The organism is Pseudomonas sp. Irchel s3a10, assembly GCF_900187525.1.
GTDB lineage: Bacteria > Pseudomonadota > Gammaproteobacteria > Pseudomonadales > Pseudomonadaceae > Aquipseudomonas > Aquipseudomonas koreensis_G.
The window spans coordinates 1-20,258 of the sequence record NZ_FYDR01000014.1; the positions used below are offsets into that span (position 1 = coordinate 1).

21 protein-coding genes and 1 tRNA gene are annotated in these 20,258 nt (G+C 59.2%); 7 read left to right on the forward strand and 15 right to left on the reverse strand.

Annotation, left to right across the window (positions count from 1 at the left end; all coding sequences use genetic code 11):
* On the forward strand, positions 1-2,243 hold a 2,243-nt coding region (locus tag CKW11_RS25895; RefSeq protein ID WP_159974173.1), incomplete at its 5' end, for an RHS repeat-associated core domain-containing protein.
* Positions 2,240-2,668, forward strand: coding sequence for a hypothetical protein (locus CKW11_RS25900; RefSeq protein ID WP_095139966.1), 429 nt, complete (start codon positions 2,240-2,242; stop codon positions 2,666-2,668). The genes CKW11_RS25895 and CKW11_RS25900, both read left to right, overlap by 4 nt.
* A gap of 74 nt (positions 2,669-2,742) precedes the next feature.
* On the opposite strand, the gene CKW11_RS28700 is transcribed toward CKW11_RS25900, so the two are convergent.
* From CKW11_RS28700 to CKW11_RS25915, 4 genes are all read right to left on the reverse strand, one after another.
* Positions 2,743-2,910, reverse strand: a complete 168-nt coding sequence (locus CKW11_RS28700) for a hypothetical protein (RefSeq protein ID WP_003223252.1) — start codon at positions 2,908-2,910, stop codon at positions 2,743-2,745.
* A 123-nt stretch (positions 2,911-3,033) separates the two neighbouring features.
* Positions 3,034-3,459: a YMGG-like glycine zipper-containing protein gene (locus CKW11_RS25905; protein ID WP_095139967.1), complete on the reverse strand. Its 426-nt coding sequence runs from the start codon at positions 3,457-3,459 to the stop codon at positions 3,034-3,036.
* A 134-nt stretch (positions 3,460-3,593) separates the two neighbouring features.
* Positions 3,594-3,962 (reverse strand): glycine zipper domain-containing protein, encoded by a 369-nt coding sequence (locus CKW11_RS25910; RefSeq protein ID WP_007960728.1) that lies wholly within the window; start codon positions 3,960-3,962, stop codon positions 3,594-3,596.
* Positions 3,963-4,290: 328 nt separating this feature from the next.
* Positions 4,291-4,479: a hypothetical protein gene (locus tag CKW11_RS25915; RefSeq protein ID WP_095139968.1), complete on the reverse strand. Its 189-nt coding sequence runs from the start codon at positions 4,477-4,479 to the stop codon at positions 4,291-4,293.
* A gap of 238 nt (positions 4,480-4,717) precedes the next feature.
* Between CKW11_RS25915 and CKW11_RS25920 the strand changes: the two genes are divergently transcribed.
* A complete protein-coding gene (locus CKW11_RS25920; RefSeq protein ID WP_047598840.1) occupies positions 4,718-4,996 on the forward strand; it encodes a hypothetical protein in 279 nt (92 codons plus the stop codon).
* A gap of 65 nt (positions 4,997-5,061) precedes the next feature.
* Here CKW11_RS25920 and CKW11_RS25925 read toward each other — a convergent pair whose 3' ends face one another.
* Together CKW11_RS25925 and CKW11_RS25930 are read right to left on the reverse strand one after the other, a co-directional pair.
* Complete coding sequence (locus CKW11_RS25925; RefSeq protein WP_027613311.1) at positions 5,062-5,382, reverse strand: YbjQ family protein; 321 nt, start codon at positions 5,380-5,382, stop codon at positions 5,062-5,064.
* Positions 5,383-5,546: 164 nt separating this feature from the next.
* A tRNA-Ser gene (locus CKW11_RS25930) sits at positions 5,547-5,636 on the reverse strand.
* Positions 5,637-5,931: 295 nt separating this feature from the next.
* Between CKW11_RS25930 and CKW11_RS25935 the strand changes: the two genes are divergently transcribed.
* From CKW11_RS25935 to CKW11_RS25945, 3 genes are all read left to right on the forward strand, one after another.
* The gene (locus CKW11_RS25935) at positions 5,932-6,621 is read left to right on the forward strand and encodes a crotonase/enoyl-CoA hydratase family protein (protein ID WP_095139969.1); all 690 of its coding nucleotides are present in this window, start codon (positions 5,932-5,934) and stop codon (positions 6,619-6,621) included.
* Between the two features lie 217 nt (positions 6,622-6,838).
* On the forward strand, positions 6,839-7,561 hold the full coding sequence (locus tag CKW11_RS25940) for a 1-acylglycerol-3-phosphate O-acyltransferase (protein ID WP_095139970.1): 723 nt from the start codon (positions 6,839-6,841) through the stop codon (positions 7,559-7,561).
* Between the two features lie 134 nt (positions 7,562-7,695).
* A complete protein-coding gene (locus CKW11_RS25945; RefSeq protein ID WP_095139971.1) occupies positions 7,696-8,667 on the forward strand; it encodes a magnesium and cobalt transport protein CorA in 972 nt (323 codons plus the stop codon).
* A 107-nt stretch (positions 8,668-8,774) separates the two neighbouring features.
* Here the strand turns inward: CKW11_RS25945 and CKW11_RS25950 are convergent, their stop codons facing one another.
* The 3 genes from CKW11_RS25950 to CKW11_RS25960 form a co-directional block, all read right to left on the reverse strand.
* Entirely contained in the window at positions 8,775-9,497 is a 723-nt protein-coding gene (locus CKW11_RS25950) for an amidotransferase (RefSeq protein ID WP_095139972.1), read from the reverse strand.
* A 95-nt stretch (positions 9,498-9,592) separates the two neighbouring features.
* Complete coding sequence (locus CKW11_RS25955) at positions 9,593-11,737, reverse strand: 3-hydroxyacyl-CoA dehydrogenase NAD-binding domain-containing protein (RefSeq protein ID WP_095139973.1); 2,145 nt, start codon at positions 11,735-11,737, stop codon at positions 9,593-9,595.
* A gap of 25 nt (positions 11,738-11,762) precedes the next feature.
* Entirely contained in the window at positions 11,763-12,968 is a 1,206-nt protein-coding gene (locus tag CKW11_RS25960; RefSeq protein ID WP_095139974.1) for an acetyl-CoA C-acetyltransferase, read from the reverse strand.
* Between the two features lie 584 nt (positions 12,969-13,552).
* Between CKW11_RS25960 and CKW11_RS25965 the strand changes: the two genes are divergently transcribed.
* Positions 13,553-14,374: a cytochrome c gene (locus CKW11_RS25965; protein ID WP_095139975.1), complete on the forward strand. Its 822-nt coding sequence runs from the start codon at positions 13,553-13,555 to the stop codon at positions 14,372-14,374.
* 118 nt (positions 14,375-14,492) lie between these two features.
* Here the strand turns inward: CKW11_RS25965 and CKW11_RS25970 are convergent, their stop codons facing one another.
* The 6 genes from CKW11_RS25970 to speE all read right to left on the reverse strand — a co-directional run bounded on the left by CKW11_RS25970 (position 14,493) and on the right by speE (position 20,105).
* Positions 14,493-15,296, reverse strand: a complete 804-nt coding sequence (locus tag CKW11_RS25970) for a transglutaminase family protein (protein ID WP_095139976.1) — start codon at positions 15,294-15,296, stop codon at positions 14,493-14,495.
* The gene (locus CKW11_RS25975; RefSeq protein WP_027613321.1) at positions 15,293-16,243 is read right to left on the reverse strand and encodes an alpha-E domain-containing protein; all 951 of its coding nucleotides are present in this window, start codon (positions 16,241-16,243) and stop codon (positions 15,293-15,295) included. Before CKW11_RS25975 ends, CKW11_RS25970 begins: the two co-directional genes overlap by 4 nt.
* Positions 16,244-16,255: 12 nt before the next feature.
* Positions 16,256-17,665 carry a circularly permuted type 2 ATP-grasp protein gene (locus tag CKW11_RS25980; protein ID WP_083366520.1) on the reverse strand — a complete coding sequence of 470 codons (1,410 nt, stop codon included), beginning with the start codon at positions 17,663-17,665 and terminating at the stop codon, positions 16,256-16,258.
* Positions 17,666-18,198: 533 nt separating this feature from the next.
* Entirely contained in the window at positions 18,199-18,546 is a 348-nt protein-coding gene (locus tag CKW11_RS25985; protein ID WP_007960698.1) for a ribonuclease E inhibitor RraB, read from the reverse strand.
* Positions 18,547-18,758: 212 nt separating this feature from the next.
* Positions 18,759-18,992: a hypothetical protein gene (locus CKW11_RS25990; RefSeq protein ID WP_042608487.1), complete on the reverse strand. Its 234-nt coding sequence runs from the start codon at positions 18,990-18,992 to the stop codon at positions 18,759-18,761.
* A 237-nt stretch (positions 18,993-19,229) separates the two neighbouring features.
* Positions 19,230-20,105, reverse strand: a complete 876-nt coding sequence (gene speE, locus CKW11_RS25995) for a polyamine aminopropyltransferase (protein WP_003223223.1) — start codon at positions 20,103-20,105, stop codon at positions 19,230-19,232.
* Positions 20,106-20,258 lie beyond the last annotated feature (153 nt).

Below are 20,258 nucleotides of genomic sequence, written 5' to 3' on the forward strand. Positions count from 1 at the left end.
ACCTTGGCCAACTGATCGAGGAAACCCTGCCTGACGGTGGTGTGCGGCGCTTTTCCTACGACGCGCTGGGGCGACGGACGACCACTTGCGACGAACACGGCGCGATCACTCGCCAGCAGTGGGACGCCGTTGGCCGACTGCTGCAGACGACCTTTCCTACGGGCGCCACCCGCGCCTACAGCTACGGCGCCTACGGCCAGGTCACCGCCGAGCGCGACGAACTCGGCCACATCACCCGCTACGAGTATGACGACGACCTGCATCGGGTCTCGCGCAAGATCAATCCCGACGGCACGCGGGTGCAGTACCGCTACGACCATGCGCAACTGCTGCTCACGGAAATCGAGAACGAATCCGGGGAAAAGTACCGACTGGACTACACGCCCACCGGATTGATCCGACAGGAAACCGGCTTCGACGGCCGACGCACCGCTTACGCCTACGACCGCAACGGGCACCTGCTGGAAAAAACCGAGTTCGGCGATGACGGCTCGACGCTGATCACGGCCTACGCGCGTGATGCGGCCGGGCGTCTGCTGCTGAAAACCCTGCCCGACGGGGTTGAGGTGGTTTACACCTACGACCGCCTGGGCCGTTTGACCGGGGTCGATGACGGCCAGAAACATCCACTGGCCTTCGAATACGACCTGCAGGACCGGCTGATCACCGAGCATCAGGGCTGGGGCACCTTGCGTTATGCGTATGACGCCTGCGGCCAGCTCAAGCGCCAGCGTCTACCGGACAACAGCAAGCTCGATTACCACTATGCCAAGGGCGGCGCGCTGAAGGCCATTGACCTTAATGGCACGCGGCTGAGCAGCCACGTCTATCAATCGGGTCGCGAACAACAACGGCAACAAGGCCTGCTGCGCAGCGATTATGCCTACGACGAGCAGGGCCGATTGCAGCTGCATACCGTCAATCAGCAAACGCGCCCCTTGTACTTGCGCCACTACAGCTATGCGGTCAACGGCAATCTGGCCGGTATCGCCGACAGTCGACACGGCCAGCGCAGTTATTACTACGACGCCCTCGACCGGCTGATTCGCGTCCGTCACTCGCGCGACGAATTGCCGGAATCCTTCGCCCACGACCCGGCCGGCAACCTGCTGATGCAGGACCGCCCCGGCCCGACGCGGATCAAGGGCAACCGCCTGCTGATGCAGGGCGACCGGCACTACGACTACGACGCCTTCGGCAACCTGATCCGCGAGTGCCGTGGCCGCGACCAGCAACTCGTCACCGAATACCGCTACGACTGCCAGCACCGCCTGATCGGCCTGACCCGCGCCGACGGCCAAACCGCGACCTACCAATACGACGCCTTCGGCCGACGCATCCGCAAAACCGTCGACGGCCAGACCACCGAGTTCTTCTGGCAAGGCGACCACCTCGTCGCCGAAAGCAGCAAAACCCACCACCGCAGCTACGTCTACGAACCCGGCACCTTCCGCCCGCTGGCCCTGCTCGACGGCAAAGGCCCGAAACGCGCCTGCCCCTTTTATTACCAACTCGACCACCTCGGCACCCCGCAGGAACTGACCGATTACAGCGGCGAAATCGTCTGGTCAGCGCAGTACGACGCCTACGGCAAAGTCGCGGCGATCACCCTGGCCGGCGAGGACTACCTGGATCAGCCGCTGCGCTTTCAGGGGCAGTATTTCGATGCGGAAAGCGGGCTGCATTACAACCGGCATCGGTATTACGACCCGAGGCTGGGACGGTATCTGACGCCGGATCCCATCAAATTGGCCGGTGGGTTGAATCAGTACCAGTACGTGCCGAATCCGACGGGGTGGGTGGATCCGTTGGGGTTGAACTCCAATTGTCCGCCGCCGAATAAGCCAGGTTGTGAGGTGCCGGGTGGGATTGGCGGGGCTAAGGTTGATGAGGGTGAGCCGAAACTACCGACCATTGCTCACAATATAGATCCGAAAACTTTGAAACGAGTACATACAATAGAGGGAAAAACCTCAACCAGGACAGTCGAGGATTATAAAAATAAAATGCGCAACGGATACGACCCAACAGATCCCATCACCGTAATAGAACACGACGGCAACCTATATATTCTGGACGGACACCATCGCGCAGCTGCTGCACGACAAACCTCGACGAATGTGACAATCAAACTTATAACAGATCTAAAAACATATAACGGAGCTCTAAGAAGTATTGAAGATGTATTGGAATCAGCAAACAATGTGGGCCTGGACAGGTTGGAGCACCGGAGAAGAAGATGAGCGATCAAAATGAAGCTTTGGACATCCTGATAAATGACTTTATCTCCATGGTGGAGTCCAGCACGCTGATATTTGAGCGCAAATTTGGCACTCGTGACATTCGAAGGCTCTGGTATACCAAGACAATAAAGCGACGAGGAAGAGTCACTCGAGGCGTTAAGTATGAATTGCATGGTATTGGCTGCCGCATTAACTTATCGACAGGAAGCGTAGATTTTGACTATGGCCCTAACGGTGAAATTAATGGGTTTGATACTTGGCGCCTATACAACTTTGCCCGTGAAAGACCATCCAAACATAGAAAATATTGCGATGAAAAAATCATTAAAAAAGAACTCGAAGAATATCTCAATCTAAAAAAAATCAAAAAAATGTCAGCCTTCAGTAACCTGTATGTATGGGCTGACTCAAAAGAAACCGATTAAACATGACCACGACAAGGGCCTGTTCACTCAGGCCCTTAAAACAAATCCAAATTTTCAATCCACCTCACTCCCCCTCACTGCTCATCCTCATCCTCCTCATACTCCATATCTGCTTCATCCGCATCATTCAACGGCACGGTCGCATCATCCATCAGCGACCCCGGATCCTCGTTCCCCGGATCATTGATGAACGGCAGACCGCTCGGGCCTTTTTCTTCCTTGCCTTCGGTTTCGGGCGTCATGGCAAACCTCTACGTCTGGTGGGTTGTATAACGTTCGAAAAGCCTCACAGGCAATCGTTCCAGTGTCCGACCGCCAGACACGAAAAACCCGGCACCAGGCCGGGTTTGTTTTCGAACACTCAATCAATGATGGCGTTTTTTATGTTTGTACTTGTTGTGCTTGTGACCACCACCGGAGTGGGCTTTGCCGCCGTCATCCCCCAGATTGTTGCCCACCGCACCACCGGCCGCGCCGCCCAAACCGGCACCAATGGCAGAACCGGTGGAGCCGCCCAGGCTGTTACCGACTACCGAGCCGCCGGCTGCTCCGAGACCACCGCCGATGGCGGCTTCGGTGCGATTGTGCTTATTCGCCCCGACCGCGCTGCCCGCCGCGCCACCAACTCCCGCGCCTACTGCAGCACCGGTGCTGCCGCCGAGCTGGCCACCGACCACGTTACCGAGTACACCGCCCAGTCCGCCGCCTACAGCAGCGCTACCATCTCCGGCGGCCATGGCGCCTTGAGCGACCAGTAATCCGAAAAACAGTGCAGACAATGACAAGCGCATTTGAACCTCACAGTTCCCGAATCGGGAGGGTATGCCCATAGGGCCTATGTCAGATTGGAGACATTTTTCGGGAAAACGTTCAGCCATGAAAAAGCCCGACATTGAGCCGGGCTTTTTCTGACAAGCGCTCAGTATCAGTGACGCTTGTGCCCCTTGGACAGGTTGGCGCCCACAGCACCACCGGCAGCACCACCGAGACCGGCGCCAATGGTCGCGCCATTTCTGCCGCCCAGGCTGTTGCCGATTACCGAACCACCGGCCGCGCCAACACCACCACCGATGGCCGCTTTGGTGCGGCTGCCCTTGCCGGCGGCCATCGCGCTGCCCGCCGCGCCTGCAACACCGGCACCAATCGCCGCGCCGGTGCTGCCGCCCATTTTCTGGCCGACCACATTACCCAGCGCACCACCCAGACCACCGCCGAGTGCCGCCGTGCCTTCACCGGCGACCGCACCTTGAGCAACCAGAAGCCCCAGAACCAGAGCAGGCAATGTTAGACGCATGACAGAAACCTCAAAAAATAGGGAGATCAAATGGGGCCGAGATTGAATGTCGCCGCCGCGCTGAAGTCCAGACAAATCAGCTGCCGCCGCACTCTTGGCGCCGATTGGACAGCGATCTGGCAAAAGGTTTTATCGCAGGCAAAAAAAAGCCCGCTGGGGAGACGGGCTGGAGACTTGCTTTCTAACGGATGGCTTCACCCTACGACCGCGGACGTGAAAAGTTTGTGAAAAAAACAAAACCAGCCAAAGAGTTTGTAGGAAATTCCCATTTCATAAACAGCAAGCATAAAAAACCCCGTTCATAGACGGGGTCGTTTGGTGTCTCGCCTTACTTTCTTGAGCGGGCCGAAACCTTCGGAAGAAATTTGGCTTTCGGGCCTTTGGGCACCGTGGACTTGATCTTGCCGGTCTGCACCGGATCCTCGCCAAAGCCCGACTGGTACTCCGTCTGACCGCAACGGACACAGTTATTGAATGAAAATTCGGCTCCATCGTCTTCGATATACGGACCAGTCATAGCCTCTCCCCTTCGTAATGGATCGATACCGGCCAAGCCTTTTTGCCCGAAAAATATCGACCTCCCAGGCTTTTGAGACTAGCCGGTCATTACTGGACTTGCGGTTCAGTCCGACCAATGCCCGACGAATGGCCTACACCTGTTCAACATCCTAACCAACCGTTGATCTCACAACGCTAAAGATTCCCGGCGACAGGCCGTTGCCCTTTTTCATACAAATGAATCTCAAGGAGAGAACATGAAAATCAACGGATTCCCGGAAATGCCTGTCGTAAAACTCACGGACGAACAGATCGCCGCCGGCAAAGCTGCCGGTGAGAAATTCAAGGAAAAGCTCGCTTCAGGCGACATCACCATCACCTACCCGGACAAACCGGTTCTGACCCCCGGCGTTATCTACCATCCGAGTCAGCCGGCCGATCCGACGCCCGCCACCGGTACCCCGCCTCTGGTCGCGATCGATACGCCACTGACCTATGACGCCCACGGACTTGTCATCCTCAAGCCACAGGGCTGACCGAAGGCAAAAAGCAAAAAGCCCATTCATCATCTGAATGGGCTCGCTTGAAAACGGCGACTGCATCAACGCAACTTGACCGCCGTGCCGGTCGCGAACACGACAACCATGCCACCCTTGCCCGCCGGCATACTGATCTCGAAATCCAGCCCGACCACCGCATCCGCCTGCAACGCACGCGCCCGCTCCTTGATTTCGTCCGTCGCCTGAACCCGCGCCTCTTTCAACGCACGTTCCAGCGTCTGCGAGCGCCCACCGAAAAAATCGCGCATGCCGGCAAACATGTCACGGATCACATTGACGCCCTGCACCGACTCCGCGCTGACAATGTCCAGGTACGCGGTGATCTGTCGGCCTTCGATGGCGTGGGTGGTGGAAATGATCATGGGAGCAGCCCTTTTTTCTACTGATAAAGCCGCGATTGTAATGCGCTATGGCGAATCAGGCTGAGCACCTGCACGCATCACTTGCGCAGCGGATTAAAATCCAGACACCAGAAACCGCAAAACCCCTGATTTCTTTCGAAATCAGGGGTTTTGCGTATTGAATTTGGCGGTGAAGGAGAGATTCGAACTCTCGATACAGTTTCCTGTATACACACTTTCCAGGCGTGCTCCTTAAGCCACTCGGACACTTCACCGTATCTCTTCAAACATGTTCTGTCTGTCGAGGCGCGCTAATGTAGTCGAAAGCTTTTCTGATGGCAAACTTTTTTTCAGAATTTTCATGCGCTTAAGACAAAAACACCTTTTGCCCACTGGTGGGCGATGGCAAACCGGCCAATCTCTGGTGACGGCCGCCCTTCTATATAGAAGCAGAACGGTGTGCTACGCCGGGTGCGGGCGGAAACGGTGACTGGCGAGTCAGTCACGGCGCTTTACCTGGCCTACGGCGGTGGGTAACGTCTGCCCATCTTTCTTACAAGGAATAGCGTCATGAGTGAGTTGATTGCCTACCACCTCGAAGACGGTATCGCGACCCTGACCTTGAACAACGGCAAGGTCAATGCCATTTCCCCGGACGTGATTGCGGCGTTCAACGCGGCGCTGGATCGGGCGGTGACTGATCGTGCCATCGTGATCATCACCGGTCAGCCGGGGATTCTGTCTGGCGGCTACGACTTGAAGGTGATGACCTCTGGCCCTAAAGAAGCCGTGGCCTTGGTGACCGCGGGTTCGACCCTGGCCCGTCGCCTGCTCTCTCATCCGTTCCCGGTGATCGTTGCCTGCCCTGGTCACGCCGTGGCCAAAGGCGCGTTCCTGCTGCTGTCCGCCGACTACCGCATTGGTGTCGACGGCCCGTTCAGCATCGGTCTGAACGAAGTGCAGATCGGCATGACCATGCACCACGCCGGCATAGAGCTGGCGCGTGATCGTCTACGTCGCTCGGCGTTCCACCGTTCGGTGATCAACGGCGAGATGTTTGAGCCGAAAAGCGCGGTGGACGCCGGTTTTCTCGACAAGGTGGTGGCTGCCGAAGAGCTGCAAGGCGCAGCCCTGGCAGCGGCGCGTCAGTTGAAGAAAATCAACATGAATGCGCACAAGAACACCAAGCTCAAAGTGCGCAAGGCGCTGCTCGAAACCCTCGACAACGCGATCATCCAGGATCAGGAGCATCTGGGCTAAGCCCGCGCTTCCCGAGCCGAAAAAAAGCCCGACCGTCGTGTCGGGCTTTTTCTTGGGTGTTCGGTTGATCGGGCATCGACTGCTCTAGGACGGGTCTGACAATCAACTCGGAAACATGCGCTTAAACATCGCCTATCTCCGCACTCTATAGCAGCAATTGCCGAAAACAGTGCACATCCGTACACTGCGCCACCTTTTGTCCCGGTGGGGCCTGAAAATGCTGTTTGTGTTTCGTATGTTATTGATGGGCCTGCACTTTATTCTGGCCGGCGTGTTGGGGGTGATCCTCGGCCTGTGCCGTCCGTTCAATCCGGACAACAGCCGACTGTGCGCCCGCCTCTACGCGCTTCCGGCCATGTGCATTCTGCGCCTGCGGGTAAAAGCCGACGTTGGCCCGTTGATGCACAAGCCTGAGAGCTGCGTGATCGTTGCCAACCATCAGTCCAATTACGACCTGTTTGTGTTCGGCAACGTGGTGCCTCGGCGGACCGTGTGCATCGGCAAGAAAAGCCTGAAATGGGTGCCGCTGTTCGGCCAATTGTTCTGGCTGGCGGGCAACGTGCTGATTGATCGTGGCAACGCGCACAAGGCGCGCAAGTCGATGCTCACCACCACCCACACCTTGCAACACAAAGACACCTCGATCTGGGTATTCCCGGAAGGTACGCGCAACCTCGGTGAAGAACTGCTGCCGTTCAAGAAAGGCGCGTTCCAGATGGCGATCGCCGCTGGCGTGCCGATCGTGCCGGTGTGCGTCAGCAGCTACATCAAGCACATGCGCCTGAACCGCTGGCGCAGCGGGAAAATTCTCATACGCTCGCTGCCGGCGATTCCTACAGCCGGGTTGACCATGGATGACATGCCCATGCTCATGTCCCAGTGCCGCGAACAGATGCGCGAATGCATCGCCGCGATGGATCAGCAGCTGCAAGCTGCGTGAAAAACAAACCCGCCTTGTGCGGGTTTTCTTTTGCCGGGTGAACTGTGCAGATTTCACTGACTCTCAAGCAGCGACACGGCTAAGCTGAAGCCTTGTATTCCCTGCCATCTGCCAAGAAGAAGTGAACCACCACCATGGGTCGAGTTGTTGCTGCTGCGGTTTACAGCGCCGGTAAGAAAGTCACCAATATTACCCTCGATGAGGGCGCCGCCTGGGCCGCGAAAACCGGGCACTTTGTCTGGATCGGTCTGGAAGAACCGGACGCTCAGGAGCTGTCCAACCTGCAACGCCAGTTCAATCTGCACGAACTGGCCATCGAAGACGCCCTGGAAAAACACAGTCGGCCGAAGCTGGAAACCTTTGGCGACGCTTTGTTTATCGTCATCTACTCGCCGATCCGTGAACACGGGATTTTGCAGTTCATCGAAACGCATATCTTCGCCGGCAAGGGCTACATCATCACCGCTCGCAACGGTCACTCGGCGTCCTACGCGCATGTCCGCCAACGCTGTGAGGCGCGTCCGCTGCTGCTGGAGCACGGGGAAGATTTCGTACTCTATGCAATCCTGGATTTCGTCATCGAAAACTACCAGCCGGTGGGCGAAGCGATTCATGCCGAGATCGATGAGCTGGAGCGCAACGTGCTGTGCAGTGCGTTGAACGAGCATGACATCCAGAAACTCCACGGCCTGCGTCGCGATGTGTTGCGCCTGCGCCGCTATGCAGCGCCGATGGTGGAGATTGGCGAGGAACTGCAGAAGCTGAGCTTCCCGTTCATCGACAAGAACATGCGCCCATACTTCCGCGATGTGCAGATTCACGTCACGCGGCAGATGGAAGACTTGACCACATTGGCCGACATCGCCAGCCAGACCATCGAGGTCGGCGTATTGCTGGAGGCGTCACGGCAGAGCGTGGTGCAGCGCAAGTTTGCTGCGTGGGCAGCGATTCTGGCGTTCCCGACGGCGGTGGCGGGGATTTACGGGATGAACTTCCAGAACATGCCGGAGCTGAGCTGGCATTACGGCTATTTCGCCGTGCTGGGGTTTATCACGGTGGGATGTGTGAGTTTGTGGGCGAGTTTCAAGAAGTCGGGGTGGTTGTAGGGAAGCAAAAGCAAAAGATCGCAGCCTGCGGCAGCTCCTACAAATGCCATTCCCTGTAGGAGCTGCCGCAGGTTCGGGCCGCGTTCGGACGATCTTTTGATCTGCTGTTAAGCAGCTTCTGGCTTGTGCGCCACAAACCGCATCATCCACTCTGCCACCGTGGTGCCATGGTGCTCCTGCTCCAGGCTGGCCACGCCTTTCGAGTAGATCTGCGAACCCAGCGCTTCCTGGCGCAGATCCAGGAGCGCCCGCGAATAGTCGTGAATGAATTCCGGGTGGCCCTGGAAGCACAGCACCTGATCGTTGATGTGGTACGCGGCAAACGGGCAGAAATCGCTGGAAGCGATGACCGTGGCGTTTTCCGGTAGCGCGGTGACCTGATCCTGGTGGCTGATCAGCAGCGTCAGCTCTTCCCGCACCGGGCTCATCCAGGGCGCCTTGGCCGCCAGTTTGTAGTTGTGGGTGCCGACGCCCCAACCCTGACTGGCGCGCTCGCTCTTGCCGCCCAGCAGCAGCGCCAGCAATTGATGGCCGAAGCACACGCCGAGCAGCTTGTCGCCACGCTCGTAGCGGGTCAGCAGGTATTGCTTGAGGGTCTGGATCCACGGGTCAGTGCCGAACGAATCGGCCTTGCTGCCGGTGATCAGGTACGCATCGAAGGTCAGGTCGTCGCTGGGGTATTCGCCCTGCATCACGTTGTACACGGTGAACTCGGCGGCAATCGGTTGCTGCGAGAACAGGCGCTGAAACATCTGCCCGTAACCCTGATATTGATCGACCAGTTCCGGACGCAGGATGTCGGTTTCCAGAATGCAGATGCGTAGCGACATAAAAAATACCTGACACGTGATGGGAATAATGAACACCCCAGAGCCTGCCTTGAAACACCCCGGCAAGGCAAGCCCCGCAGCGTTCAGCCGATCACTTAAAACAGCTCGCCTTTCGCGGCTTTCTCCAGCAGCAGCGCCGGTGGCGCAAAGCGCTCGCCGTACTGCTCGGCCAGATACTGCGCGCGTGCGACGAAGTCCTGCACCCCGTACTGATTGATGAACTGCAACGCACCACCGGTCCACGGCGCAAAACCAATGCCGAAGATCGAGCCGATGTTGGCATCCGCCGTCGAGGTGAGCACGCCCTCCTCCACGCAGCGCACGGTTTCCAGGGCCTGCACGAACAACAGCCGGTCACGCACATCCTTCGGCGAAATCTGCCCGTCGGCCTTCTCGAAACACGTCTTCAATTCGGGCCACAGATGCTTCTGAGCGCCGGCCGGGTAATCGTAAAAACCACCGCCGGCGGCTTTGCCCGGACGCTTGTATTCGTTGAGCAGCAAGTCAATCACAGCGAATGCCGGATGATCTGTCAGCGGTTTCCCTTCGGCTTGCAGGTCTTTGGCCGTTTGCTGACGGATATGGCTCATCAGGCTGAGGGAAACTTCGTCGGAGATCGCCAGCGGCCCGACCGGCATCCCGGCCTTGCGCGCTTCGGTCTCGATCATCGGCGCGCTCACGCCCTCGCCGAGCATGGCGATGCCTTCATTGGTGAAGGTGCCAAACACCCGCGAGGTAAAGAAACCGCGACTGTCGTTGACCACGATCGGGGTTTTCTTGATTTGCAGAACAAAGTCGAAACCGCGCGCCAGGGTTTCAGCACTGGTCTGCGCACCTTTGATGATTTCCACCAGCGGCATTTTGTCCACCGGGCTGAAGAAGTGCAGACCGATGAATTTGCTCTGATCGGGTACTGCGGTCGCCAGTCCGGTGATCGGCAACGTTGAAGTGTTGGACGCAATCACCGCGTCAGAACCGACAATTTTTTGCGCTGCCGACGAGACCTTGGCTTTGAGTTCGCGATCCTCGAACACAGCCTCGATGATCAGATCGCAACCCGCCAGATCTGCATCATCTTCAGTGGCGTGAATCCGCGCCAGCACCGCCTCGCGTTTTTCAGCGGTCATCTGGCCACGGGCGACTTTCTTGTCCAGCAGCGCCGCCGAATGGGCCTTGCCCTTCTCGGCCGCCGCCAGGTTGATGTCCTTGAGCACCACGTCGATGCCGGCCGAGGCACTGACGAAGGCAATCCCGGCCCCCATCATCCCCGCGCCCAGCACACCGACCTTGCGCGTGACATACGGCGCGAACCCTTGCGGGCGCGAGCCACCGGCGTTGATCTCGTTGAGCTGGAACCAGAAGGTGCCGATCAGGTTTTTCGAGATTTGCCCGGTGGTCAGTTCGGTGAAGTAACGGGTTTCGATCAGGTGCGCGGTGTCGAAATCAACCTGCGCGCCTTCCACCGCCGCACACAGAATCTTCTCTGGCGCCGGCAGTGTGCCCTGAGTCTTGCTGCGCAGGATCGACGGCGCTATCGCCAGCATCTGCGCGACTTTCGGATTCGACGGTGTGCCGCCGGGGATCTGATAGCCCTTCGCATCCCAACGCTGCACAGCGCTCGGGTTGGCGACAATCCAGGCGCGCGCCTTGGCCAGCAACTCGTTATGATCCGCCGCCAGTTCATCAATCAGACCGGCCTGCAACGCCTGCTGTGGGCGCACCTTCTTGCCTTCGAGCAGATACGGCAAGGCTTTCTCGATGCCGAGCATGCGCACCATGCGCACCACCCCGCCACCGCCCGGCAACAGACCAAGGGTCACTTCCGGCAGACCGAGTTGCACCGAGGCGTCATCCAGCGCCACCCGGTGATGGCAGGCCAGACAGATTTCCCAGCCACCGCCGAGCGCCGCGCCGTTGATCGCCGCGACCACCGGTTTGCCGAGGGTTTCCAGGGTGCGCAATTGCCCCTTGAGGCTCAGCACCATGTCATAGAAGGCTTTGGCTTCGGGTTTGCCGACCTTGATCAGCTCATTGAGGTCGCCGCCGGCAAAAAAGGTTTTCTTCGCCGAGGTGATGATCACCCCGGCGATACTGTCTTTGTCCGCCACCAGCCGCGCAACGCAGGCGCCCATGGCCTCGCGGTACACGGCATTCATGGTGTTGGCGCTCTGGCCCGGCATGTCGATGGTCAGCACGACGATGGCGTCCTGGCCTTTTTCGTAACGAATGGCTTCGCTCATAACAAGGTTTCCTTGAAGTCGGGGCTCAGAGGCGTTCGATGATGGTGGCAATGCCCATGCCGCCGCCGACACACAGCGTCGCCAGGCCGTAGCGCAGGCGCCGGGCTTCCAGTTCATCGAGCAAAGTGCCGAGGATCGCGCAACCGGTGGCACCCAGCGGGTGGCCCATGGCGATGGAGCCGCCGTTGACGTTGACCTTGTCCGGGGCCACCGCCATGTCCTTGATGAACTTGAGCACCACCGAGGCAAACGCCTCGTTGACCTCGAACAGATCGATGTCTTCCACGCGCAAGCCCGCCTTGGCCAAAGCCTTGCGGGTGGCCGGTGCCGGTCCGGTGAGCATGATGGTCGGGTCAGTGCTGGTGACCGCCGTGGCGACGATGCGCGCCCGCGGTTGCAGGCCGAGCGCACGACCCTTGGCTTCGGAGCCGATCAACATCAGCGCCGCACCGTCAACGATCCCGGAGCTGTTGCCCGGCGTATGCACGTGGTTGATCCGCTCGACGTGGCTGTAAACCCGCAGTGCCGTGGCGTCGAAACCCATCTGCCCGATCATTTCGAAACTCGGCTTGAGTTTGCCGAGACCTTCCATTGTCGATCCGGCGCGAATGAACTCATCGTGATCGAGCAGGATGATGCCGTTCTGATCCTGCACCGGCACCAGCGATTTGTTGAACGAGCCATCAGCCCGCGCGCGTGCGGCTTTTTGCTGCGAGTGCAACGCGTAGGCATCGACGTCCTCACGGCTGAAACCTTCCAGGGTGGCGATCAGATCCGCACCAACGCCCTGCGGGGTGAAATGGCTGTGCAGGTTGGTCTGCGGATCCAGCGCCCAGGCACCGCCGTCGCTGCCCATCGGCACCCGCGACATCGACTCGACGCCACCGACCACCACCAGATCCTCGAAGCCCGAGCGCACCTTCATCGCGCCGAGGTTGACCGCTTCCAGACCCGAGGCGCAGAAGCGATTGATCTGCACGCCGGCGACGCTGACGTCCCAATCCGCCACCTGCACCGCGGTCTTGGCGATGTCGGAACCTTGATCGCCGATCGGCGTGACGCAGCCGAGCACCACGTCATCAACCTGACTGGTGTCCAGCGCGGTGCGGCTCTGCAGTGCGGTCAACAACCCCGCGACCAGATTCACCGGTTTGACGCTGTGCAGCGCGCCATCGGCTTTGCCTTTGCCGCGGGGCGTGCGTAACGCATCGAAAATCAAAGCTTGGGTCATGACGGCCTCGAACCTGTGCGGTGAGTGAAATTCGTGGTGTCACTGTTGTCCCGCGCCGTCGAGGATTCAATGACCACAGCGCTCAATGACGTTGACGCGCACGCTCAGACGGACGGTCATTCACCCGCAGGTGAACCGGTTCAGGTCAGCGAGTTGTCTAGCAAGCGGGCGGCGAAGAAGCTGGCATTTCGCCTCATGCCTTTTTTATCGCTATCAGCAGCAAATACATACGAAATGGATCTAAGTCGCGCGTGACGCGGGCTCTAAGGTAGTACATGTACGTCAGGGTCGTCGGGTTTTGCCGGGGCCGACGTTCTTCAACAGGAAGTGCAGCGTTTGCCGTCATGGATATGCAGGCAGACATCAGGAAATAACAATAAAGGCGGTCAAGCCATGTTCAAACAACCGAAAGTTCGTCAAGCCGGGCTCATTCTTTTCGCCACCACGCTGTTGCTGATTTTGCCGAATCTGACCAAGGTCATCGGCTGACTCAACGGCCAGGCGCACGCTATCGCCAGCAAAAATATGACTGGCCCGCTACCCGGGCCAGCGTGGCTGTGCCAACCTTTGCGCACTTCCACGACATGGACGGCGATCATTTGAAAACGCTCATTGTGTTCGGGGCTTTGCTGCTGAGCATGCCCTTGTCTGCCGCACAGCTGGAGCTGCAGTTGGGCGCAACCAGTCGCACCTGGCAGACCGAGGAATTGCTCAAGCATCCTCAGGTACAAACCCTCACCATCAAGAACGATGTCTCCTACAAGAAGGACATGACTTATCGCGCCGTACCCGTGGCGGCGCTGCTCACCGGGATCAAACCGGACGATCACCTGCAAGCAGTGGCGCTGGACGGGTTTGCCGCCGAACTGAGCGCTGCACCGCTGCTCAATACCAACGGCGCGCGGGCGTGGCTGGCGATCGAGGATCCGACGCAACCGTGGCCACCGCTGTCCGAAGGCAAACACAGCGCCGGGCCGTTCTATCTGGTGTGGACTGACCCGCAGGCCGGCAACATCAGCCCGGAGCAATGGCCATTCGAAGTGGCGAGCATCAAGCGCATGGCGCCGGTCGCCGAGCGCTTCCCTGCGCTGTTACCGGATCCCAGGCTGAAAGCGGATGACCCGGTGAATCAGGGTTTTGCGCTGTTTCAGAAAAACTGCCTGGCCTGCCACCGGTTGAACGGTGCGGGGGATGCGCAGTTCGGGCCGGATCTGAATATTCCGTACAACCCGACTGAGTATTTCGGCGCGGACTTCCTCAAGCGCTACATTCGCGATCCGCAGAGTTTGCGCCAGTGGCCGCAGGCGAAGATGCCGGGGTTTTCCGCGGATGTGTTGCCGGAGGGGGATTTGCAGTTGCTGATCGGCTATCTGCAGCACATGGCTGGGCGCAAGGTTAAGCCCTGACGACATTCCCCTGTAGGAGTGAGCCTGCTCGCGATAGCGGAGTGTCAGTCACTGATCCTTAAACTGACGACCGCTATCGCGAGCAGGCTCACTCCTACAAGGGTTACGTGTGAACCCGTTATTGTTGTTGCACGGAGATAACCGGCGTCGGCGACACGAACACCTTCGCATGCATCTGCTCACAACCACCGCCCCGGCGCATGCCGCGCACCGGGCAGGCGTCCAGATAATCCAGGCCCACCGCCAGTTTCAGGTGCCGCTCCGGGCGGGCCAATTGGTTGGTCACGTCAAAGCTGTACCAGGCGTCATCCAGCCACGCTTCGGCCCAGGCATGACTGGCCAGGTGCTCGGCGTCCTCGCTGTACAGATAACCCGACACATAGCGCGACGGAATCCCCAGGCTGCGTGCACAGGCGAGAAAGGCATGGGTGTGATCCTGGCAAACCCCGGCGCGCCCGGCGAAGGCTTCGGCGGCGCTGGTGTCGACCTCAGTCGAACCCGGCGTGTAGCTGATGTGCTGGTTCAAACCGTGCATCAGGTCGATCAGCGCAGTGCGATCGCGCCGCTGCTTGCAGGATCTCTCGGCAAACGCCCGTAGTGCTTCGTCCGCCTCGGTCAGCCGGGTGAAACGCAGAAACGGCAGCGCCGACTGGCTCTCATGCTCGGCCTCGCGCAATTCGTCGATATCGACCTGGCCACGGGCGCCGATGATGATCGCTTCGTGCGGCTCATCCATGGTCAGCACATGCAGAATGTTGCCGAACGGATCGAGCTGGGCGCGCACCGGACGCGGCAGGTCGAGTTGCCAGCTCAACACGTGCTGACGCTCGCTGTCGTGCGGGGTCAGGCGCAAATACTGGATGCTCGCCCGCACCTGATCTTCATAGTGATAGGTGGTCTCGTGGCTTATGGAAAGTCTCATGCAGCCTCCAGGTATGAACTGTGAATCGCGTTGCCCAACTGGCGCACCAGCGGGATGAATTCGGTGAGCCAGGCGTGCAGGCCTTCGGCGAGGATTTCGTTGATGCCGGTGTAGCGCAGGCGTGCGTCCATCTCAGCGGCGAGGCGCTGTGCCGGACGGCCATTGGCACCCGGTAACTGGGCGAGGATCTGGTCGATTTCCTCGGTGCAGGCGCGCAGCGAGCGCGGTACATCGGCACGCAACAGCAGCAGTTCGGCGACATGCCGGGCGCCGGGGGCGTCGCGGTAGATCTCGGTGTAGGCCTCGAACGATGACAGTGCCCGCAGCAGCGCACTCCACTGGTAATAGGCGTGGGCGGTGCCGTCACTGACCGCTTCGGCCTGATCGCCGGCCATTTCATAGCGCGCATCGAGCAGGCGCAACGTGTTATCCGCACGCTCGATGAACGTGCCCAGACGAATGAAACGGAACGCATCGTTGCGCATGATGGTGCCGTAGGACGCGCCACGGAACAGGTGCGAGCGCTCCTTGATCCACTCGCAGAAACGGCTCATGCCGTAACGGCTCAGGCCCTGTTCGGCAATGCCGCGAATCTCCAGCCAGGTGGCGTTGATGTTCTCCCACATGTCCGCGGTGATACGCCCGCGCACCGCATGAGCACTGGCTCGCGCGGCGCCGAGGCAGCTGTAGATGCTCGCCGGGTTGGCTGCGTCGAGGGCGAAGAAATGCAGCAGGCGTTCGGCATGCAGTTCGCCGTGACGCTCCAGATAATCATCGAGGGTGCCAGTGATCAACAGCGGCATGGCCAGTTCGTGCAAACCGTCGCCGCGACCGTCCTGCGGCATCAGCGACAGCGAATAGCTGATATCGAGCATCCGTGCGAGGTTTTCCGCCCGCTCCAGGTAACGCGACATCCAGTACAGATCCGAGGCAGTTCTACTTAACATGGCAAGCTTCCTTCAATCCTCGACCACCCAGGTGTCCTTGGTTCCGCCGCCCTGGGAGGAATTCACCACCAGGGAGCCTTCACGCAGGGCGACACGGGTCAAACCGCCGGGCACGACCCGGGTTTCGCGGCCAGACAGTACAAACGGACGCAGGTCGATATGGCGCGGCGCAATGCCGTTTTCGACAAAGGTCGGACAGGTCGACAGCGACAGCGTCGGCTGCGCAATGTAAGCGTGGGGCTTGGCCTTGATCCGCTCACGGAACGCATCAATCTGCGCCGTGGTTGACGCCGGCCCCACCAGCATTCCGTAACCACCGGAGCCCTGGGTTTCCTTGACCACCAGATCCGGAAGATTGGCCAGTACATGGGAAAGTTCCGAGGGGTTGCGGCACTGCCAGGTCGGCACGTTTTTCAGGATGGGTTCTTCGTCGAGGTAGAAACGGATCATCTCGGTGACAAACGGGTACACCGATTTGTCATCCGCCACACCGGTGCCGATGGCATTGGCCAGCACCACGTTGCCGGAACGGTAGGACGACAGCAGCCCCGGTACACCGAGCATCGAGTCGGGGTTGAATGCCAACGGATCGAGGAACGCGTCGTCGAGACGGCGGTAGATCACGTCCACCGCTTTCGGTCCGTCGGTGGTGCGCATGAAGACCTTGTCGTCACGCACGAACAGGTCGGCGCCCTCCACCAGTTCAACGCCCATTTCCCGTGCGAGGAAGGCATGTTCGAAGAACGCACTGTTGAAGCGGCCCGGCGTCAGCACCACCACACTCGGGTCGTCGATCGGGCTGGAGCTCTTCAGGGTGTCGAGCAACAGGTTCGGATAGTGATCGATCGGTGCGATGCGCTGGGCGGCGAACAGCTCCGGGAACAGGCGCATCATCATTTTGCGGTCTTCGAGCATGTAACTGACGCCGCTCGGGGTACGCAGGTTGTCTTCGAGCACGTAGTAGGTGCCGTCGCCGTCGCGCACCAGATCGACGCCGGAGATGTGCGAATAGATGTCGCGGTGCAGATCCAGGCCCTGCATCGCCAACTGGTACTGCTCGTTGGCCAGCACCTGTTCGGCGGGGATGATCCCGGCCTTGATGATGCGCTGCTCGTGATAAAGGTCGGCGAGGAACATGTTCAACGCCTTGACCCGCTGGATGCAGCCGCGCTCGACGATCCGCCACTCGCTGGCGGGAATGCTGCGCGGAATGGTGTCGAACGGAATCAGGCGCTCGGTACCCTGCTCGTCGCCATAGAGCGTGAAGGTGATCCCGGCCCGGTGGAACAGCAGATCGGCCTCGCGTCGCCGTTGCGCCAGCAACTCGTCAGGCGTGTCGGCCAGCCAGCGGGCGAACTCCCGGTAATGCGGGCGGACCTGGCCGCCGGCATCGTACATTTCATCAAAATAGGTGCGGATCATGCCGTACTCCTTGTCACCCGGACCTACAGGCCTTCGCAAGGCCCGTGCCATCGGCATAAACGCTTTGATTTCAATCGGTTGGATAATCACGCCAGCAGCACCGCACCATTCCTGTGCGGCAATTGCTCCAACCGGATTGCCCCCGCTTCATTGCGACGCATTGCATCGCCTATCACCAGCATAGTCAGAGTTGATTTCACCGCTCGCACGGAGCTGCGGATAATCGGCGCATCCGCTGAAAACTTCCCCCGGTGAAGGTTTCAGCTCCACTGATCCGGACTGCCCGCGCAGTCCCCGCAGGCCTTAACCCTGACCGGTTTCCGCTCCTTATCGGTCTTCCCTTTTAGCCACCCTCTCCGGTGGCTTTTTTTTGCCTTTCTGAAATGTTTTGAAAGCAAAAGCAAAAGATCGCAGCCTCCGGCAGCTCCTACAGGTGATTGTGTAGGAGCTGCCGGAGGCTGCGATCTTTTGCTCTTTGAAACGACAACGGCCAACCCGAAGGTCAGCCGTTGCTCAATACCTGAAACCAGAGATCAATTCAGACGATGGCGGTTACGCACCTCCTGCTTGACGCCCCAGCCCTCGATGATGCCGCCCAGCGGCTCGACCACGGCAGAAAAACCCTGCTCGAAATCGCCAATGTCGTCATAGGTCGCGTACATCACTTTGCTCAATTCCAGCGACCAGGCGCCATCGTCGCGCGCGCTGACCTGGGCATTGATGGATTCACCACGAAATTTGCCTGCCGCCCTGCGCGCCCGCTCCTCGTCCGGGAAAATGGCGTAGAACTCGATGGGATGGAATCGGGAAAAGTCGAAGCCGCCTTCTTTCATGCGGCGCAGAACATTGCTGCTGATGTCTTCTTGATAGGCTGTGCTCATGAATCGTCCCCCTCGGATAGATGGATAGACTTTCCGTATTCCCGCCCCGGGCCTTACAGGCCAAAAGTACATCGGCAAACAGGTTGCCGGCGGGAAACAAGCATGTAGCTGACAAGACCAGACCTTAGCGATTCGTTCGCTGATCTCGCTTGCAGAGTAGCCCCAAGATAGAGCTGCTGCCAAGGCCTGGTTTACAAGATGACAGGAAGTGTTCAGACAGGTGTGATGCTGCGGATTTCGATGCCGTTCTGGGTCTTGAGGTTTTTCACCCCGGCATCGGCGGTGCGTCCTTCCAGATCGTTCAGATCCAGTTGGGCGGCGACCGGAAGAAGCCGCTCCTTGATCAGCCGTGCAGCTTCATCATCGGACGGGCATTCCTCACGTTCGAAGATCTCATCAACGATTTCACCATGATCATCCACGAAAGTGACTTTCCACTTTTGCATCGGTGCCTCCTCGATCAAACCCGCAAATGGGCTTACATCTATCTCGACTGTGTACGCCGAAAGTTGGTTCAAAAGGATTACAACGGGCAGAGATGAACAAAACGACATCTAGCGCACGGCCAGGCAAAAGTGGGAGCGGGCTTGCTCGCGAAAGCAGTGTGTCAGGCAACATTTTCGTTGAATGCCACATCGATTTCGCGAGCAAGCCCACTCCCACAGGGGTTTTGCAGCGCTCTTTTAGTCGTTGCTTGGCTTGTTGATCGCCTGCAACACGTACTGCGGCAGTGCAAATGCGCCGATGTGGATTTCCGGATTGTAGTAGCGGGTGACGATGCCGCTGCCGATGAAGCGCTGTTGCAGGGTTTCACGGCTCAGTTTGCGGTAGGCAGGGTTGGTCGAACCCCAGGCGAAGGTCATCGAACCGCCGATGTAGGTCGGCACCGCTGCCTGATAGAAGTGCCAGTCCGGGAACAGGCTGCGCAGGCGACCAGCGGTGGTTTTGACTTCGTCGATCTGCATGAACGGCGTGCCGTTCTGAGTCACGAGGATCCCGCCTTCGTTCAGGCAACGGTGGCAGGCCTGATAGAAGTTTTCCGAGAACAGCACTTCGCCCGGGCCGATCGGGTCGGTGGAGTCAGAGATGATCACGTCGAATTTTTCCGTGGTGGTGGCGACGAAACGCATGCCGTCGTCGATCACCAGGTTCAGCCGTGGATCGTCGTAGGCGCCCTTGGAGTGGTTCGGCAAGAATTCCTTGCACATGTCGACCACGGTGCCGTCGATCTCGACCATGGTGATGTGCTCGACGCCGGCGTGCTTGGTCACTTCGCGCAGCATGCCGCCGTCGCCACCGCCGATGATCAGCACGCGCTTGGCGGTGCCGTGAGCGAGGATCGGCACGTGAGTGAGCATTTCGTGGTAGATGAATTCATCGGCTTCGGTGGTCTGGATCACGCCGTCCAGCGCCATCACCCGGCCCATGCGCGGGTTCTGGAAAATCACCAGGTGCTGGTGTTCGGTGCGCACTTCGTGCAGCAGTTTTTCCATGCGAAAACGCTGGCCGTAGCCTTCGTAGAGGGTTTCCAGGTACTCGCTGGTTTTGGTAACGGTCATGGTCAAGTGCTCCGATGAATGCGCGGGCGCCAATCGTGGGGGACGATTGCCCGGGAAAGGCGCGCATTCTACGTTGCCGAAGATGACAGGTCGAACCTTCCTCCGACAGAGCACACTCTGGAGGTATCGCAAGACCAATGTGGGAGCGGGCTT

Bases quoted from the DNA above. Each gene is read 5' to 3' on its own strand.
- CKW11_RS25925 (WP_027613311.1), bottom strand. From the start codon at position 5,382: ATGATCATTTCCACCACCCACGCCATCGAAGGCCGACAGATCACCGCG.
- CKW11_RS25915 (WP_095139968.1), bottom strand. From the start codon at position 4,479: ATGACTGGTCCGTATATCGAAGACGATGGAGCCGAATTTTCATTCAAT.
- CKW11_RS25910 (WP_007960728.1), bottom strand. From the start codon at position 3,962: ATGCGTCTAACATTGCCTGCTCTGGTTCTGGGGCTTCTGGTTGCTCAA.
- speE (WP_003223223.1), bottom strand. From the start codon at position 20,105: ATGACCGTTACCAAAACCAGCGAGTACCTGGAAACCCTCTACGAAGGC.
- CKW11_RS25945 (WP_095139971.1), top strand. From the start codon at position 7,696: ATGGGTCGAGTTGTTGCTGCTGCGGTTTACAGCGCCGGTAAGAAAGTC.
- CKW11_RS25950 (WP_095139972.1), bottom strand. From the start codon at position 9,497: ATGTCGCTACGCATCTGCATTCTGGAAACCGACATCCTGCGTCCGGAA.
- CKW11_RS25985 (WP_007960698.1), bottom strand. From the start codon at position 18,546: ATGAGCACAGCCTATCAAGAAGACATCAGCAGCAATGTTCTGCGCCGC.
- CKW11_RS25900 (WP_095139966.1), top strand. From the start codon at position 2,240: ATGAGCGATCAAAATGAAGCTTTGGACATCCTGATAAATGACTTTATC.
- CKW11_RS28700 (WP_003223252.1), bottom strand. From the start codon at position 2,910: ATGACGCCCGAAACCGAAGGCAAGGAAGAAAAAGGCCCGAGCGGTCTG.
- CKW11_RS25905 (WP_095139967.1), bottom strand. From the start codon at position 3,459: ATGCGCTTGTCATTGTCTGCACTGTTTTTCGGATTACTGGTCGCTCAA.
- CKW11_RS25920 (WP_047598840.1), top strand. From the start codon at position 4,718: ATGAAAATCAACGGATTCCCGGAAATGCCTGTCGTAAAACTCACGGAC.
- CKW11_RS25990 (WP_042608487.1), bottom strand. From the start codon at position 18,992: ATGCAAAAGTGGAAAGTCACTTTCGTGGATGATCATGGTGAAATCGTT.
- CKW11_RS25980 (WP_083366520.1), bottom strand. From the start codon at position 17,665: ATGATCCGCACCTATTTTGATGAAATGTACGATGCCGGCGGCCAGGTC.
- CKW11_RS25935 (WP_095139969.1), top strand. From the start codon at position 5,932: ATGAGTGAGTTGATTGCCTACCACCTCGAAGACGGTATCGCGACCCTG.
- CKW11_RS25970 (WP_095139976.1), bottom strand. From the start codon at position 15,296: ATGAGACTTTCCATAAGCCACGAGACCACCTATCACTATGAAGATCAG.
- CKW11_RS25955 (WP_095139973.1), bottom strand. From the start codon at position 11,737: ATGAGCGAAGCCATTCGTTACGAAAAAGGCCAGGACGCCATCGTCGTG.
- CKW11_RS25975 (WP_027613321.1), bottom strand. From the start codon at position 16,243: ATGTTAAGTAGAACTGCCTCGGATCTGTACTGGATGTCGCGTTACCTG.
- CKW11_RS25940 (WP_095139970.1), top strand. From the start codon at position 6,839: ATGCTGTTTGTGTTTCGTATGTTATTGATGGGCCTGCACTTTATTCTG.
- CKW11_RS25965 (WP_095139975.1), top strand. From the start codon at position 13,553: ATGGACGGCGATCATTTGAAAACGCTCATTGTGTTCGGGGCTTTGCTG.
- CKW11_RS25960 (WP_095139974.1), bottom strand. From the start codon at position 12,968: ATGACCCAAGCTTTGATTTTCGATGCGTTACGCACGCCCCGCGGCAAA.